Consider the following 14,616-nt stretch of genomic DNA (forward strand, 5'->3'; position numbering starts at 1 on the left):
TCAGGCCAGCCGCCCGTGGCAATGCTTGAATTTGCGCCCCGAGCCGCAGGGACAGGGATCGTTGCGCCCCGGATTGCCCCAGGTCGCCGAGTCCGCCTCGACAAAGCCGGGGATCGCGTCGGGAAACCCCTCCGACGGGTCTGCGGGCTGCGCCGCCGCCGCCATCGCCGCGCGCTGCGCCTCGAGATCGCGCATCAGGGCGGTCTGTTCCTCCTCGGTCATCGGCCTGATCTGGGCGAGTTTCTGGCTCACCTCGCTTCGCAGGCTGTCGAGCATGGTTTCAAACAGGTGGAACGCCTCGGTCTTGTATTCGTTGAGCGGATCGCGCTGCGCATAGCCGCGAAACCCGACCACGGATCGCAGATGCTCCAGCGTCAGCAGATGCTCGCGCCATTTGCTGTCAATCGCCTGCAACAGAACCTGTTTTTCGATCATGCGCATCGTCTCGGAGCCGAATTGCGCGGCCTTAGCGGCCATCATCTCGGATGCGGCACGGTCCAGCCGCTCGATGATATCCTCGTCGTCAACGCCTTCCTCGGCGGCCCAGTCGGCGACCGGCAGATCCATGTTGAGCCGTTCACGCACCGCCGCCTGCAACCCGTCGGTATCCCACTGATCGGCATAGGTTTTCGGCGGCATGAACTCGTCGACCAGATCGCCAATGACTTCGGCGCGCATGTCGCCGACGATCTCGCTCAGATCCTCGGCCTTCATGATGTCGAGCCGCTGCTTGAAGATCACCTTGCGCTGCTCGTTCATCACGTCGTCGAATTTCAAGAGCTGCTTGCGGATGTCGAAATTGCGCGCCTCTACCTTGGCCTGCGCACGCTCAAGGCTCTTGTTCACCCACGGGTGAATGATCGCCTCACCCTCTTTCATGCCCAGCGTCGAGAGCACCTTTTCGAGCCGATCACTGCCGAAAATGCGCATCAGGTCATCTTCGAGGCTGAGATAGAAGGCCGACAGCCCCGGATCGCCCTGACGGCCAGAGCGCCCGCGCAACTGGTTGTCGATGCGGCGGCTCTCGTGGCGCTCGGTGGCGAGCACAAAGAGGCCCCCCGCCGCGATCACCGCCTGTTCATCGGCGGTATGCGCATCCTCGATGCGCTTGCGGATTGCCTCGGGGTCGCTCTCGGGATCGGCGGCGATGGCCTCCATGACCTGGAAATCGACATTGCCGCCCAGCTTGATATCGGTGCCGCGCCCGGCCATGTTGGTGGCGATGGTCACGGCACCAAGCTTGCCCGCGTCGGCGATGATCTGCGCCTCTTGTTCATGCTGGCGCGCGTTGAGAACGTTATGCGGTATACCCGCCTTGGTCAGAAGCCCGCTCAGCATCTCGGATTTCTCGATCGAGGTGGTGCCGACAAGGGTCGGCTGGCCCTTTTCATGGGCCTCGCGGATTTCCTCGACGATGGCCTCGTATTTCTCGCGAGCGGTGCGATAGACGGCATCATCCTTGTCGATCCGGGCGATGGGGCGGTTGGTGGGCACCTCGACCACGCCAAGCCCGTAAATCTCGCCGAATTCCTCGGCCTCGGTCACCGCCGTGCCGGTCATGCCAGACAGCGTATCGTAAAGCCGGAAATAATTCTGGAATGTCACGCTGGCGAGCGTCACGTTCTCGGGCTGGATCTCGCAGCCCTCCTTGGCCTCGATGGCCTGATGAAGCCCGTCCGAGAGCCGCCGCCCCGCCATCATCCGCCCGGTGAATTCGTCGATCAGCACCACCTCGCCGCCGCGCACGATGTAATCCTTGTCGCGCGAGAAAAGCTTGTGCGCGCGCAGGCCCTGGTTGACGTGGTGAACGATGGTCGTGCTTTCGGGATCATAGAGCGATTGCCCCTCGGGCAAGAGCCCGCGATCATGCAGCAGCTGTTCGAGAAACTCGTTGCCCTCGTCGGTATAGGTGACGTTGCGGGTCTTTTCATCGAGGCTGAAATGCTGCTCGGTCAATTCCGGGATGACCACGTCGATGTTGCGATAAAGATCGCTGCGATCCTGGCTCGGCCCCGAAATGATGAGCGGCGTGCGCGCCTCGTCGATCAGGATGCTGTCCACCTCGTCGACAATCGCGAAATTGTGGCCGCGCTGGTTCATCTCTTCAAGCGAGGCTTTCATGTTGTCGCGCAGATAGTCAAAGCCAAGCTCGTTATTGGTGGCATAGGTGACATCGGCGGCATAGGCGGCCTTTTTCTCGGCCTCGGGCTGTTGCGGATAGACGACGCCCGTGGTCATCCCGAGAGCGGCAAAGACCTTGCTCATCCAGTCGGCATCGCGCTTGGCGAGATAGTCGTTGACGGTGACGATATGCACGCCCTTGCCCGAGAGCGCGTTGAGATAGGCGGGCAGGGTCGCCACCAGCGTCTTGCCCTCGCCGGTCTTCATCTCGGAGATATTGCCCTGGTGCAGGAATATCCCGCCCATCAACTGCACATCAAAGGCCCGCAGGCCCAGCGCCCGGCGCGCGCCCTCGCGGCAATTGGCAAAGGCCTCGGGCAGGAGCGCATCAAGGCTTTCGCCGCCCGCTATGCGCTTGCGAAACTCCTCGGTCTTGGCGATCAGTCCGGCATCGTCCAATGCCTCGAATTCCGGCTCCAGCGCGTTGATCTGCGCGACCAGCGGGCGCGTCGCCTTGATCTTGCGATCATTCGGTGTCCCGAAAATCTTGCGCGCGACCGTTCCAATACCAAGCATGTCTCGTCCGATCCGGTGTTTTGACTTCTGTGAAAGGCAATCGCTTGCCCCGCTTGCCTGCGCGCCCTAGAACGGGCGCGAGCAGGTGGGTCGCGCCTTCGATACCAAGGCGATGTAAGGGGCCGCCGGAAAACTGTCAACGTCGCGGGCCCTCAGGGCGATGCGGCGTCATGGATAAAGGACAACGCCGATGTTTCACAAACTTGTCGCTCCCGCGCTGATCGCCGCCCTCGCGGCCACAACACCCGCCGCCGCGCAGGATGCGCCCGACCTCGACAAGGTGATGGCCACCGTGGGCGAGACCGAGATCACCCTCGGCCATATGCTTGCGCTGCGTGCCACGCTCCCGCAGCAATACAACCAGATTCCCGCCGATGTGCTCTTCAAGGGTGTGCTCGACCAGCTTGTGCAACAAGAGCTGTTGCGCCAGTCGCATGAGGGCGATCTTTCGGCGACAGCGCGGCTGCGGCTCGACAATGAGGAACGCGCGGTTACCGCGTCGGATGTGATCAGCACCGTCACCGAGGCCGCCGTTACCCCCGATGCGCTTCAGGACGCGTATGACAGCGAATATGCCGAATCCGCCGAGGAAACCGAGTATCGCGCCGCGCATATCCTTGTTGAAACCGAAGAAAAGGCGCAATCGCTCGTTGAGGAAATCAACGGCGGTGCCAATTTCGCGGCGCTGGCGCAAGAGCATTCCACCGGCCCCTCCGGCCCCTCGGGCGGCGAGCTTGGCTGGTTCGGGGCGGGCGTCATGGTGCCGGAGTTTTTCGAGGCGGTTGCCGCGCTTGAGGTGGGCGAGGTCTCGGCCCCGGTGCAGACGCAATTCGGCTGGCATGTCATCAAGCTCAACGAGACCCGCGTGAAGGCACGCCCCACGCTTGACGAGGTGCGCGACGAATTGGCCGACACACTGCGCAGGCAGGCACTCGAGGCCCATATCGCGCAGCTTGAGACCGAGGCCGAGGTTGACCGCTCCGGCAGCGACGGAATGTCGCCCGATCTCATCAACCGGTTCGACCTGCTGGAGAACTGATCCCATGGGCAAATCCCTGCCGGCCTCGCCGCTTGCACCGCCTGCGTTTCCCGACCTGCCCGAAATCGGCGGCGTGCGATTCGCCACTGCCGAGGCCGGGGTGCGTTATGCGGGCCGCACAGATGTGATGCTGGCAAGCCTCGCGCCGGGCACGGCGGTCGCGGGGGTGTTCACCCGCTCGGCCACGCGCTCGGCGGCGGTTCTCGATTGTCAGGCCAAGATCGGCGGCGATCCTGCCCCCGGCGCGGCGATCCTTGTCAATTCCGGCAATGCCAATGCCTTTACCGGGCGGCGCGGGACGGCCTCGGTCGAGGCGGTGACGGCGGCGGTGGCCGAGCGGCTGGGCGTGCCCGCCGCCCGTGTCTTTACCGCCTCCACCGGGGTGATCGGCGAGCCGCTGCCCCATGCGCGCATCACCGACTGTCTTGACGATCTGGCGGGCAGGCTTGCGCCCGATGGCATCGGTGCAGCCGCACGCGCGATCATGACCACCGACACTTTCCCCAAGGGCGCGCACGAGACCGTCACCATCGACGGGCAGAGCGTGCATATCGCCGGTATCGCCAAGGGATCGGGGATGATTGCCCCCGACATGGCGACGATGCTGGTCTATATCTTTACCGATGCCGCGATGGAGCAGGCGGTGTTGCAGGATATGGTGAGCGCGCTCAACCGCACGACGTTCAACTGCATCACCGTTGATAGCGACACCTCCACCTCCGACACGCTGTTGATGGCGGCAACGGGGGTCTCGGGCATTCGCGTGACCGAGAATAACGTCGGTTTCATGGAGGCGCTGCGCCGCGTCATGCTCGATCTGACGCATCAGGTGGTGCGCGACGGCGAGGGGGCGACGAAATTCGTCGAGGTCTCGGTCACCGGGGCCGCCTCGGATGCCGAGGCGCATATCCACGCCAAATCCATCGCCAATTCGCCGCTGGTCAAGACCGCCATAGCCGGCGAAGACCCGAATTGGGGCCGCGTTGTCATGGCGGTCGGCAAATCCGGCATGCGGGCGGATCGCGACCGCCTGTCGATCTGGTTCGGCGATCTGGAGGTGGCGCGCGAGGGCGAGGTGAGCCCCGCACATGACGAGGCAAAGGCCGCCGCCTACATGAAAAACGCCGAAATCGTGATCCATGTCGATCTTGGCCTCGGCGGAGGGACCGCGCGCGTCTGGACCTGCGATTTGACCCACGGCTATATCGAGATCAACGCGGATTATCGGTCTTGAAGGTTGTTCTTGTTTCGGCGGTCGCGCTGATCGACGTGGATGGGCGCGTTCTTCTGGCGCAGCGGCCCGAGGGTAAATCCCTCGCAGGGCTGTGGGAGTTTCCCGGCGGCAAGGTCGAACCGGGCGAGACCCCCGAGGCGGCGCTGATCCGCGAATTGCGCGAGGAACTCGGGATCGACACATGGGCCTCCTGCCTCGCGCCGCTCACCTTCGCCAGCCATTCCTACGAGGATTTTCACCTGCTCATGCCGCTTTTCGCCTGCCGCAAATGGCAGGGCATGGTGCAGGGGCGCGAGGGACAGGCATTGAAATGGGTGCGGCCGCAGGATTTACGCGCCTATCCCATGCCCCCTGCCGACCTGCCGCTGATCCCGATCTTGCGCGACTGGCTGTAGGCCCACCCATGAAAAAGGGCGGCCCAAAGGCCGCCCCGATCCCGGTTGATCCAGCGATCACGCCAGCGTGCGGGTGATCTCCTCGCGCTCGAAAATCTCGATCACGTCGCCCTCGCGGATATCGTCGTATTTCTCGAAGGCCATGCCGCATTCCTGGCCCGATTGCACCTCGGCAACCTCGTCCTTGAAGCGCTTGAGCGTCTTGAGCGTGCCCTCGTGCACCACCACGTCATCGCGCAACAGCCGCACCCCGGCAGACCGGCGCGCTACGCCCTCGGTGACGAGACAGCCGGCAACCTTGCCCACGCCGGTGACCTTGAAGACCTCCTTGATCTGGGCGTAACCGATGAATTTCTCGCGGATTTCCGCCCCGAGCAGGCCGCTTGCCGCCGCCTTCACATCGTCCACAAGGTCATAGATCACCGAGTAATACCGGATTTCCACACCCTTCTGGTTGGCGCTGTTGCGCGCGGGCGCGTTGGCCCGCACGTTGAAGCCCAGAACCGGCGCGCCAGAGGCCTCGGCGAGGCCGATATCGGATTCGGTGATCGCGCCCACACCCGAATGCAGCACGCGCACGCGCACTTCCTCGTTGCCAATCTTCTCCATCGCCTGAACGATGGCCTCGGCAGAGCCCTGCACATCGGCCTTGACCACGATGGGCAGTTCCTTGACGCTCTCGTCTTCCTTGGCCTTGGCCAGAAGCTGCTCGAGCGAGGTGCCCGCGCCAACGGCGGCGCGCTTTTCCTTGGCCGCATCGGCGCGGTATTCCGCGATCTCGCGCGCCTGCGCCTCGGTCTCGACGACGTTGAGAACATCGCCTGCCTCGGGCGTGCCGTGGAGGCCAAGCACCTCGACCGGCACCGATGGCCCGGCTTCCTTGACGCGCTCGCCCCGGTCGTTGATGAGCGCGCGCACCTTGCCGTATTGCTCGCCCACGACAAAGATATCGCCCTGGCGGAGCGTGCCCTTCTGCACCAGAACCGTGGCCACGGGGCCGCGGCCCACGTCAAGCTGCGCCTCGATCACGGCACCCTCGGCGGCGCGGTCGGGATTGGCCTTGAGTTCCAGGATCTCGGATTGAAGCGCGATGGCCTCAAGCAATTCATCAAGCCCCTGCCCGGTGATCGCCGAGACCTCGACATCCTGCACATCGCCCGACATGGCCTCGACCACGACTTCGTGGCGCAAGAGATCGGCGCGCACCTTGTCGGGATCGGCAGCGGGCAGGTCGACCTTGTTGATCGCCACGATCATCGGCACCTTGGCCGCCTTGGCGTGGTTGATCGCCTCGATCGTCTGCGGCATCACCGCGTCATCGGCGGCAACCACCAGAACGACGATATCGGTGACCTGCGCCCCGCGCGAACGCATCGAGGTAAAGGCCGCGTGGCCGGGCGTATCAAGGAAACTCAGCACCGCGCCGGTATCGGTTGTCACCTGATAGGCGCCGATATGCTGGGTGATCCCGCCCGCCTCGCCGGCCTGAACCTTGGCGTCGCGAATGGCATCGAGGAGCGATGTCTTGCCGTGGTCAACATGGCCCATGATGGTGATGACCGGCGGGCGCGGCTTCATATCCTCGGGCGCATCGTCGATATGCGCGATCACGTCCTCGACATCCGAATCGCTCACCCGCACGACGCGGTGGCCGAATTCCTCGATGATGAGTTCTGCGGTATCGGCGTCGATGGATTCGTTTTGCGTGACCATCATACCGTTCTGCATCAGCGCCTTGACCACGTCGCCGACGCGCTCGGCCATGCGGTTGGCAAGCTCGGAGACAACGATCACCTCGGGCAGTTGCACATCGCGCACGACCTTTTCGCGCTCCTGCGCCCCGCCCATCGCCTTTTGCCGCGCGCGCTCCTGCTTGCGCTTCATCGCGGCCATGCTTTTCTGGCGTCCGCCCTCGCCACCAGACAGCGCCTGGTTGAGCGTCAGCTTGCCCGCGCGGCGGCCATCCTCGCCGCCACGGCCCTTGCCGCGGCGCGCGCCCTTGTCGTCATCCTCGTGCTTGCGCGGCGCGGGGGCGGCCTTTGACGGCGGTGCCTGCCGGACCGATCCGGGCGCGCTCTCTGGAGAGACCGGCGCGGCGGCCTTGGCGGCATCCGCCTCGGCTTCGCGCTTGCGGCGCTCTTCTTCCTCGGTTTTCTGGCGGGCCTTTTCCTCGGCCTCGCGCTGTTCGCGCTCCTTGGCCTCGGCCTCGTCGCGGCGGCGCTGGCGCTCTTCCTCGCGGGCCTTTTCCTCAGCCTCGCGTTTCGCGGCATCATCCGCCTCGCGCGCCTTGGCGGCGGCAAGCGCCTTGAGCCTGCGCTCAAGCTCGGCCTCTGACACCCCGGCGGGGCGCTTGTTGCTGCTGGCAACTCCGACGGACGGCTTGGCGGACATGCCAGCGCCCGGCGCGGCACCCGGCTTGGGCACCACGATCCGCTTGCGCTTGGTTTCCACCACGACGTTCTTTGTGCGTCCGTGGCTGAAGCTCTGCTTCACGTTTCCCGCACGGGGACCGCCACGCACACCCAGAGGTTTCTTTCCGTCGTTGTCGCTCATGTTTTCTTACTTTCCTTTCCGGCGCGAAGTCTCGCCGTCCGAGACCCGCAGACCTTTCAGTCTTGCGGCCTCCTCTACAACACGTTGCGCCAAACCTCCATAGCCGAGCACGGCATGGATCGTGGTTTGACGGCTGAAAGCCTGGCCAAGCTCGTCGGCGGTAAGCCAGCCGATATAGGTGGCCCCTTCGGGCGTGGTCAGCCCCGATTTGCCGCGTTCCGAGCCGTCGCTGGCCTGGATGAGGGCGCGCACGCCGTCCTGTGTCAGCCGGTTCTTGACCTTTTCATACCCGGCCACCGCCCCGCCACCCTTGCGGGCAAGGCTGATGAGGTTGATGAGCCGCCGCGCGATCAGCGCCTCGACCATTCCGGCAAGATCCTCGGGCACAGTCACCGGCTGTTTCGCCGCGCGAGCAAAAAGGCCCTTGGTGGCGGCGCGGGTCAGCGCCTCGCGCGTGGGCATGACATAGATGCCGCGTCCCGGCAGCTTGCCCGCCACATCCGGCACCACCGCGCCATCCGGCCCGATCACGAACCGCACAAGCTCCGCCTTCGGGCGCTCTTGCCCGGTTGCGATGCACTTGCGTGCCGGACCGTCCGTGCGATCCCTGGATTGCCCACCGCGACCCATGAGTGACCCCGAGGCCTGAGCGATCAGGCCCCGGTCTCCTCTTCTGTTCCGGTGCTGTCATCGGCCTCATCGGCCTGCGGTGCCAGATCATCGGGATCGACCCAGCCAAGCATGACCCGCGCGGTCATCACCATATCCTGCGCTTCCTCAAGCGACACGTCGAACGGCTCGAGTATGCCATCATCCTTTACCCGCGTGCCATTATCCGTGGTCCAGCCACCGGCCAGCTCCCAATCGGCGCAGGTGGCGAAATCCTCCAGCGATTTCACATCGTCCTTGGCCAGCGCCAGCACCATTTGCGGGCTCAACCCCTCGAAGCCGATAAGGCTGTCATCGGCCCCCAGCGCGCGCGCCGCCGCGAGCGCCTCGGTGGCCTGCGCCTCGAGCACATCGCGCGCCCGCGCCTGAAGCTCACCGGCGGTGTCCTCGTCCACCCCGTCGATGGTTAAAAGCTCGTCGGCCTCGACATAGGCGACCTCTTCGAGATTGGTGAATCCCTCGGCCACCAGAAGCTGTGCAAAGAATTCATCAAGATCGAGCGTATCCATGAAGAGCTTGGTGCGCTCCTCGAAATCCTTCTGCCGCCGCTCGCTGTCCTGCGCCTCGGTCATGATGTCGATATCAAGCCCGGTCAGTTGGCTTGCCAGCCGCACGTTCTGCCCGCGCCGCCCGATGGCCAGCGAAAGCTGATCCTCGGGAACCACCACCTCGATGCGCTGCGCGTCCTCGTCGATCACCACCTTGGCCACTTCGGCGGGTTGCAGCGCGTTGACAAGGAAGGTCGCCTGATCCTCGTTCCACGGGATGATGTCGATCTTCTCGCCCTGAAGCTCGTTGACCACCGCCTGAACGCGGCTGCCGCGCATACCGACGCAGGCGCCGACCGGATCAATCGAATTGTCATAGGAAATCACCGCAATCTTGGCGCGGCTGCCGGGATCGCGCGCCACCGCCTTGATCTCGATGATATTGTCGTAGATCTCGGGCACTTCCATCTTGAACAGCTCTGCCATGAACTGCGGATCGGTGCGGCTCAGGAAAATCTGCGGGCCGCGCTGCTCGCGGCGCACGTCCTTGACATAGGCGCGGATGCGTTCGCCGGGGCGATAGGCCTCGCGCCCGATCTTTTCGTTGCGGCGCAGCATCGCCTCGCCAAAGCCCTGAAGCTCGACGATGACATTGCCGTATTCCTCGCGCTTGACCACGCCGTTGATGATCGTGCCCGCGCGATCCTTGAACGCCTCGTATTGGCGGTCGCGCTCGGCCTCGCGCACCTTTTGCAGGATCACCTGCTTGGCGCTCTGCGCGGCGATGCGGCCCATTTCCACCGGCGGCACCGCCTCGTGAAACGCGTCGCCCACTTGCGGCGCGCCCGCCTCTGCCGGGTCGATCCGCACGCCGTCGCGCAGCCAGAATTCATCGCGCCCCGGTTTGGCAGGCAGGAAAAAGGCCTTGGCCTGCTCGGGGGTGAACTCGGCCTGATAATTCTCCAGCGCCTCTTCCTCGACCACGGTGCGCACGCGGGTGAACGCGGCGCGCCCGGTCTTGCGGTCGATGGTGACGTGAATATCCATCTCCGCGCCGTAGCGGCTCTTGGCGGCGCGCGCGAGGCTCTCTTCCATCGCGTCGATCACCAGACCGGGGTCGATCATCTTTTCGCGCGCCACCGCCTCTGCCGTCTGCAAAAGCTCAAGCTGGTTGGCCGATGTGATTGCCATTCTCAGTCCTCCTCGGAACCGCTATCGGTTTCTATCGCGTCAAAATCTGTCTCGTCGATAACGCCCGCCGCCTTGCGCGCGCGCAGCATCTCGCGAATAAGCTCGTCGGTCAGGATCAGCTTGGCATCTGACAGCCAGTCAAACCGCAGGCCGATGGTGCCCTCGGCAACGTTCACCATCACCTCGTCACCCTCGACACCGGCAAGCACACCCTTGAACCGCTTGCGCCCGTCGATCGGCTCGGCGGTCTCGATCTTGGCCTCGTAGCCCTCGAATTCCTCGAAATCCTTGAGCCGGGTCAGCGGCCTGTCGATGCCCGGCGATGACACTTCGAGCGTATAGGGATCGCTCACCGGGTCCTCGACATCGAGAATCGCGCTTACCGCCGTGCTGATCGCCGCGCAATCATCCACCTCGATACCGCCCTCGGGCCGATCAGCCATGATCTGCAAGAGCGGCAGCTTGCCCCCCATGAGACGCACGCGCACAAGCTCGAATCCCATATCCTCGATCACCGGCGTGATGATCTCGGCAAGCCTGCGGTCAATGGCGGCCTTGGCGATGAGGTCGTTGGTCATGATATCCACGCAGAAATCGGGGCACAAAAAAACGGGCGCGCGGCCCGTTGTCTTACCCGGTGGAACCGGCGGAAGGCCCGCGGTGCCGCTGTCAATGGCGCATATAGGCCGCCTCTGCGCGCTTTGCAAGCGCGGATTTCTAGCGCAAGCGGCGGTAGACCTGCGCCGCCTCGCGAAACACCGGCAGCCGGTCAAACCAGCGCAGATCGTGCACATCGGTGCGCGAGGCGCGCTGATGGCCCAGCGTCGGGCAGGCCGCTTGCGTCACCATCTGCGGATGATCGGCGCGAAAATGCGAATAGGCGCCATCGACATGCATCGGCCCGCCCTTTGGGTCGCCCATCTCGCGCCGCGTCATTGCCTCTAGGTAGGGCACCAACGCCGCAATCGCCGGGCGCCGCAGCGCCAGAAAATGCGTACAAAGCACGTTCTGCCCCGGATCGAGCCGCAACAGGCCCGTCGGCACCTTCATCCCATGCGCCGCAGCGTCGAAACCACCGTAGAAGATATCCCACTCCGCCGCCGCCAGCGCATCGAGCACCGCAGGCGCGCGCACCTCGAAATCGGCGCTGAAATCGAGATCATCCTCGCAAATCGCGATCCGCTCTGCCCCAGCATCGCGCGCCGCGCGCAGGATATCGAGATGGCTCAGGAAACAGCCCCGCGCGCCGATGGTTGGAAACCCCGCCAGCGTATCGGGCCGCACGGCATCAAAGAGCACCACCCCCGGATCATCAAAGCCCAGCCCGACGCGCCGCAACTGCCGCGCAAATTCGCGCCGCCTGTCATGGCGTTCGGCAAGGTTGATGACATGGATCGGGCCAAGCACCTCCACCATGCGCGCGCCAAGGGATGTCATTCTGCGGTCTGCCTCATCTCTTTACCATAACTGTGCCAGAACAATACGGCAGGCTTATGGCAAGCGCGCTCAGCCATCCTCCCCCCAACCCGCCGATTGCATCTCGCGCAAGCGGCTTGCCGTGCGCGCGAACTCAAACGATCCCTCGCCCTCGATATACAAGTATTCCGGCTCTGCGGCTGCGAGGCAGATCAGCCGCACCCGCGCCTCGTAAAGCGCGTCGATCAGCGTCACGAACCGCTTGGCCTCGTTGAAATTGCTGCGTCCCATCTGCGGGATATTCTCCAAGACAAGAACCCGCACCGCCCCCGCCAGCGCGAGGAAATCCGCCGGCCCCAGCGCGCGACCGCACAGGTCATAGAATGTCGCCCGCGCAACGCCGTTGTAAAACGCCGGGATCACCACGGCGCGCTTGTTCACGATGATCTCGTGCGGCGCGGCGCGGCCCTCGGTCAGATCGTGCCAAAGCGTCTCTATTTCGGCGCGATTACCCTCGTTCACGGGGGTAAAGTAAACCCGGCTCCCGGCCAGCCGGTCCTGCCGGTAATCGACCGGCCCCGCCATTTCCCGCACCACCATACGCTCTTTCACAAGCGCGATGAACGGCTCGAAAAGCTGCCGGTTGAGGCCGTTTTCATAGAGATCATCGGGCACCCGGTTGGAGGTGGTCACCACCACCACCCCGGCCTCGAACAAAGCGGTGAAAAGCCGCCCGACGATCATCGCATCGGTGATGTCAGATATCTGCATCTCGTCAAAGGCCAGAAGCCTCACCTCACGCGCCACACCGGCGGCCACCGGGGCGAGCGCATCGGCCGCGCCCCGCGCGCGCTCGGCGTGAAGCGCGGCGTGGATTTCCTGCATGAAGGCGTGAAAATGCACGCGCCGCTTGGGCACATCGACGCTCTCGACGAACATATCCATCAGCATCGACTTGCCGCGCCCGACCCCGCCCCAAAGGTAAAGCCCCTTTGGCGGCGGCGTCTTGCGCCGGAACAGTCCCTGCCTCGGCGTCTTGGCCAGCCCTGCGCGAATCCGCTCGAACTCCGGCAACACCGCCTCTTGCGCCGCGTCACGGCTAAGCGTGCCTTTCGCCACGCGGCTCTCATAAATCTCGCGCAAGCTGTCCATCACCGGGCCGCGCGCCGCTCAGGACCGCTCTGCCAGCCGCGCCATGACGCGGACAAGCTCGGCGCTGATCCCCGGCTCCGACAGCGCGTGCCCGGCCATCGGCACCATCCGCAGATCGCAGGCAGGCCAGCGCGCCGCAAGCCGATGCGCAGAGGCGGGCGGGCAAATCATGTCATAGCGGCCTTGCACGATGGTGCCAGGGATATGGGCGATGCGGTGCATGTGGTCGAGGATGTGCTCATCCTTTTCAAGAAACCCGAGATTGTGGAAATAGTGATTTTCCAGCCGCGCAAAGGCGCGCGCGTAATCGGCAGGCGTGTCGCCCCCAACCCCGGTTGATTGCACCGTGGCAAGCGCGTTTTCCCAGGCCGACCATGCCTTGGCATGGGGGATTTCCTGGCCCATATCGCCGGAAAACAGCCGCTTGTGATAGGCGGCGATCATGTCGTCGCGTTCGGCCTCGGGGATCAGCGCCGTGAACCGCGCCCATGTCTCGGGCCAGAACGCCGCCGCACCGCCGCCATAGAACCAGTCAAGCTCGGCCCGCGTCATGGTAAACACACCGCGCAGCACCAAATGCCGGGCGCGGTCGGGATGCGTCTGCGCATAAATCAGCGCCAGCGTCGCGCCCCAGCTTCCACCAAAAACAATCCAGGCCTCAAGCCCAAGCGCCACGCGAATCCGCTCGATATCGGCCACAAGATGCCATGTCGTATTGGCCTCAACGCTGGCATGGGGGGTGGAGCGGCCACAGCCGCGCTGATCGAACAGGATGATCCGATAAACCGAGGGATCAAAATAGCGCCGCATCGCTGGGCTCGATCCGCCCCCCGGCCCGCCATGCAGCACCACCACCGGCACACCATCGGCGCGGCCCGATTGCTCGACATAAATCGAATGCCCATCGCCCACATCCATCATGCGCCGGTCGAATGGCTCGACCGGCGGGTGGAGGTATTGCACTGCGCTCTTATGGCTCGCGACTCTGTCCATTCCCGTCCTATATACTGATCATATCCCATTGAGCCACAGAGAGACCGGAATGCAAACCACGATCGACCCTGCCGAAGTCGCAAAATTCGAGGCGATGGCCGCCGAATGGTGGGATCCGAACGGCAAGTTCAAGCCGCTGCACATGCTCAACCCCTGCCGCCTCGATTACATCACGTCGCAGATCGCCGCAGAATTTGACCGCGATCTTGGCACCGACGCGCCGTTCAAGGGATTGCGCCTGCTCGATATCGGTTGCGGCGGCGGGCTTCTGAGCGAGCCGATGGCGCGGCTCGGCGCCGATGTCGTGGGTGCCGATGCCGCGCCGCGCAACATCCCCGTGGCGCAGGTCCATGCCGAACAGTCGGGCCTTGATATCGACTACCGCCACACCACGGCCGAGGACATGGCCGCCAAGGGCGAGCGTTTCGACGTGGTGCTCAACATGGAGGTGGTCGAACATGTCTCCGATCCGCTCGCCTATCTCAGCGCCTGCCATGATCTGCTCAAGCCCGGCGGTCTGATGCTCTGCTCCACCATCAACCGCAATGCCAAGAGCTTTGGCATGGCCATTGTCGGGGCGGAATATGTCATGCGCTGGCTGCCCAAGGGCACGCATCAATGGTCGAAATTCATCACCCCCGATGAATTGTTCGGCCTGCTGGCCAAGGCCGGTCTCGACCCGGTGGATCGCAAGGGGTTCGTGTTCAACCCGATCACATGGCAATGGCGGCTCTCGGATCGCGACCTGAGCGTGAATTACGTCACCGCTAGCCGTCGCGCCGTTTAAAC

At 64.2% G+C, this 14,616-nt stretch carries 12 protein-coding genes; 4 read left to right on the plus strand and 8 right to left on the minus strand.

Annotation, left to right across the window (positions count from 1 at the left end):
* Complete coding sequence (gene secA, locus ABIE58_RS10290) at positions 1–2,697, minus strand: preprotein translocase subunit SecA (protein WP_354544619.1); 2,697 nt, start codon at positions 2,695–2,697, stop codon at positions 1–3.
* Positions 2,698–2,887: 190 nt separating this feature from the next.
* On the opposite strand from secA, the gene ABIE58_RS10295 reads away from it, so the two are divergent.
* The 3 genes from ABIE58_RS10295 to mutT are packed head-to-tail and all read left to right on the plus strand — an operon-like array spanning position 2,888 to position 5,365.
* The gene (locus ABIE58_RS10295) at positions 2,888–3,736 is read left to right on the plus strand and encodes a peptidylprolyl isomerase (RefSeq protein WP_354544620.1); all 849 of its coding nucleotides are present in this window, start codon (positions 2,888–2,890) and stop codon (positions 3,734–3,736) included.
* Between the two features lie 4 nt (positions 3,737–3,740).
* Positions 3,741–4,970 (plus strand): bifunctional glutamate N-acetyltransferase/amino-acid acetyltransferase ArgJ, encoded by a 1,230-nt coding sequence (gene argJ / locus ABIE58_RS10300; protein WP_354544621.1) that lies wholly within the window; start codon positions 3,741–3,743, stop codon positions 4,968–4,970.
* Positions 4,967–5,365 (plus strand): 8-oxo-dGTP diphosphatase MutT, encoded by a 399-nt coding sequence (gene mutT / locus ABIE58_RS10305; RefSeq protein ID WP_354544622.1) that lies wholly within the window; start codon positions 4,967–4,969, stop codon positions 5,363–5,365. Before argJ ends, mutT begins: the two co-directional genes overlap by 4 nt.
* 57 nt (positions 5,366–5,422) lie before the next feature.
* On the opposite strand, the gene infB is transcribed toward mutT, so the two are convergent.
* The 7 genes from infB to pip form a co-directional block, all read right to left on the minus strand.
* Entirely contained in the window at positions 5,423–7,918 is a 2,496-nt protein-coding gene (gene infB / locus ABIE58_RS10310; RefSeq protein WP_354544623.1) for a translation initiation factor IF-2, read from the minus strand.
* A gap of 6 nt (positions 7,919–7,924) precedes the next feature.
* Positions 7,925–8,548, minus strand: a complete 624-nt coding sequence (locus ABIE58_RS10315) for an RNA-binding protein (RefSeq protein WP_354544624.1) — start codon at positions 8,546–8,548, stop codon at positions 7,925–7,927.
* 23 nt (positions 8,549–8,571) lie between these two features.
* A complete protein-coding gene (gene nusA, locus ABIE58_RS10320; RefSeq protein ID WP_354544625.1) occupies positions 8,572–10,266 on the minus strand; it encodes a transcription termination factor NusA in 1,695 nt (564 codons plus the stop codon).
* A 2-nt stretch (positions 10,267–10,268) separates the two neighbouring features.
* Positions 10,269–10,844 carry a ribosome maturation factor RimP gene (gene rimP, locus ABIE58_RS10325; RefSeq protein ID WP_354544626.1) on the minus strand — a complete coding sequence of 192 codons (576 nt, stop codon included), beginning with the start codon at positions 10,842–10,844 and terminating at the stop codon, positions 10,269–10,271.
* Between the two features lie 139 nt (positions 10,845–10,983).
* Positions 10,984–11,703, minus strand: coding sequence for a glycosyltransferase family 25 protein (locus ABIE58_RS10330; RefSeq protein ID WP_354544627.1), 720 nt, complete (start codon positions 11,701–11,703; stop codon positions 10,984–10,986).
* A 69-nt stretch (positions 11,704–11,772) separates the two neighbouring features.
* The gene (gene zapE, locus ABIE58_RS10335) at positions 11,773–12,834 is read right to left on the minus strand and encodes a cell division protein ZapE (protein WP_354544628.1); all 1,062 of its coding nucleotides are present in this window, start codon (positions 12,832–12,834) and stop codon (positions 11,773–11,775) included.
* An 18-nt stretch (positions 12,835–12,852) separates the two neighbouring features.
* Positions 12,853–13,827, minus strand: coding sequence for a prolyl aminopeptidase (gene pip / locus ABIE58_RS10340; protein WP_354544629.1), 975 nt, complete (start codon positions 13,825–13,827; stop codon positions 12,853–12,855).
* A gap of 49 nt (positions 13,828–13,876) precedes the next feature.
* Here pip and ubiG point away from each other — a divergent pair, with 49 nt between their 5' ends.
* Positions 13,877–14,614: a bifunctional 2-polyprenyl-6-hydroxyphenol methylase/3-demethylubiquinol 3-O-methyltransferase UbiG gene (ubiG, locus tag ABIE58_RS10345; protein ID WP_354544630.1), complete on the plus strand. Its 738-nt coding sequence runs from the start codon at positions 13,877–13,879 to the stop codon at positions 14,612–14,614.
* Positions 14,615–14,616: the final 2 nt, after the last annotated feature.

This window comes from Roseovarius sp. MBR-78 (assembly GCF_040547535.1).
Lineage (GTDB): Bacteria > Pseudomonadota > Alphaproteobacteria > Rhodobacterales > Rhodobacteraceae > Roseovarius.

Bases quoted from the DNA above. Each gene is read 5' to 3' on its own strand.
- secA (WP_354544619.1), bottom strand. From the start codon at position 2,697: ATGCTTGGTATTGGAACGGTCGCGCGCAAGATTTTCGGGACACCGAAT.
- ABIE58_RS10295 (WP_354544620.1), top strand. From the start codon at position 2,888: ATGTTTCACAAACTTGTCGCTCCCGCGCTGATCGCCGCCCTCGCGGCC.
- argJ (WP_354544621.1), top strand. From the start codon at position 3,741: ATGGGCAAATCCCTGCCGGCCTCGCCGCTTGCACCGCCTGCGTTTCCC.
- infB (WP_354544623.1), bottom strand. From the start codon at position 7,918: ATGAGCGACAACGACGGAAAGAAACCTCTGGGTGTGCGTGGCGGTCCC.
- ABIE58_RS10315 (WP_354544624.1), bottom strand. From the start codon at position 8,548: ATGGGTCGCGGTGGGCAATCCAGGGATCGCACGGACGGTCCGGCACGC.
- nusA (WP_354544625.1), bottom strand. From the start codon at position 10,266: ATGGCAATCACATCGGCCAACCAGCTTGAGCTTTTGCAGACGGCAGAG.
- rimP (WP_354544626.1), bottom strand. From the start codon at position 10,844: ATGACCAACGACCTCATCGCCAAGGCCGCCATTGACCGCAGGCTTGCC.
- ABIE58_RS10330 (WP_354544627.1), bottom strand. From the start codon at position 11,703: ATGACATCCCTTGGCGCGCGCATGGTGGAGGTGCTTGGCCCGATCCAT.
- zapE (WP_354544628.1), bottom strand. From the start codon at position 12,834: ATGGACAGCTTGCGCGAGATTTATGAGAGCCGCGTGGCGAAAGGCACG.
- pip (WP_354544629.1), bottom strand. From the start codon at position 13,827: ATGGACAGAGTCGCGAGCCATAAGAGCGCAGTGCAATACCTCCACCCG.
- ubiG (WP_354544630.1), top strand. From the start codon at position 13,877: ATGCAAACCACGATCGACCCTGCCGAAGTCGCAAAATTCGAGGCGATG.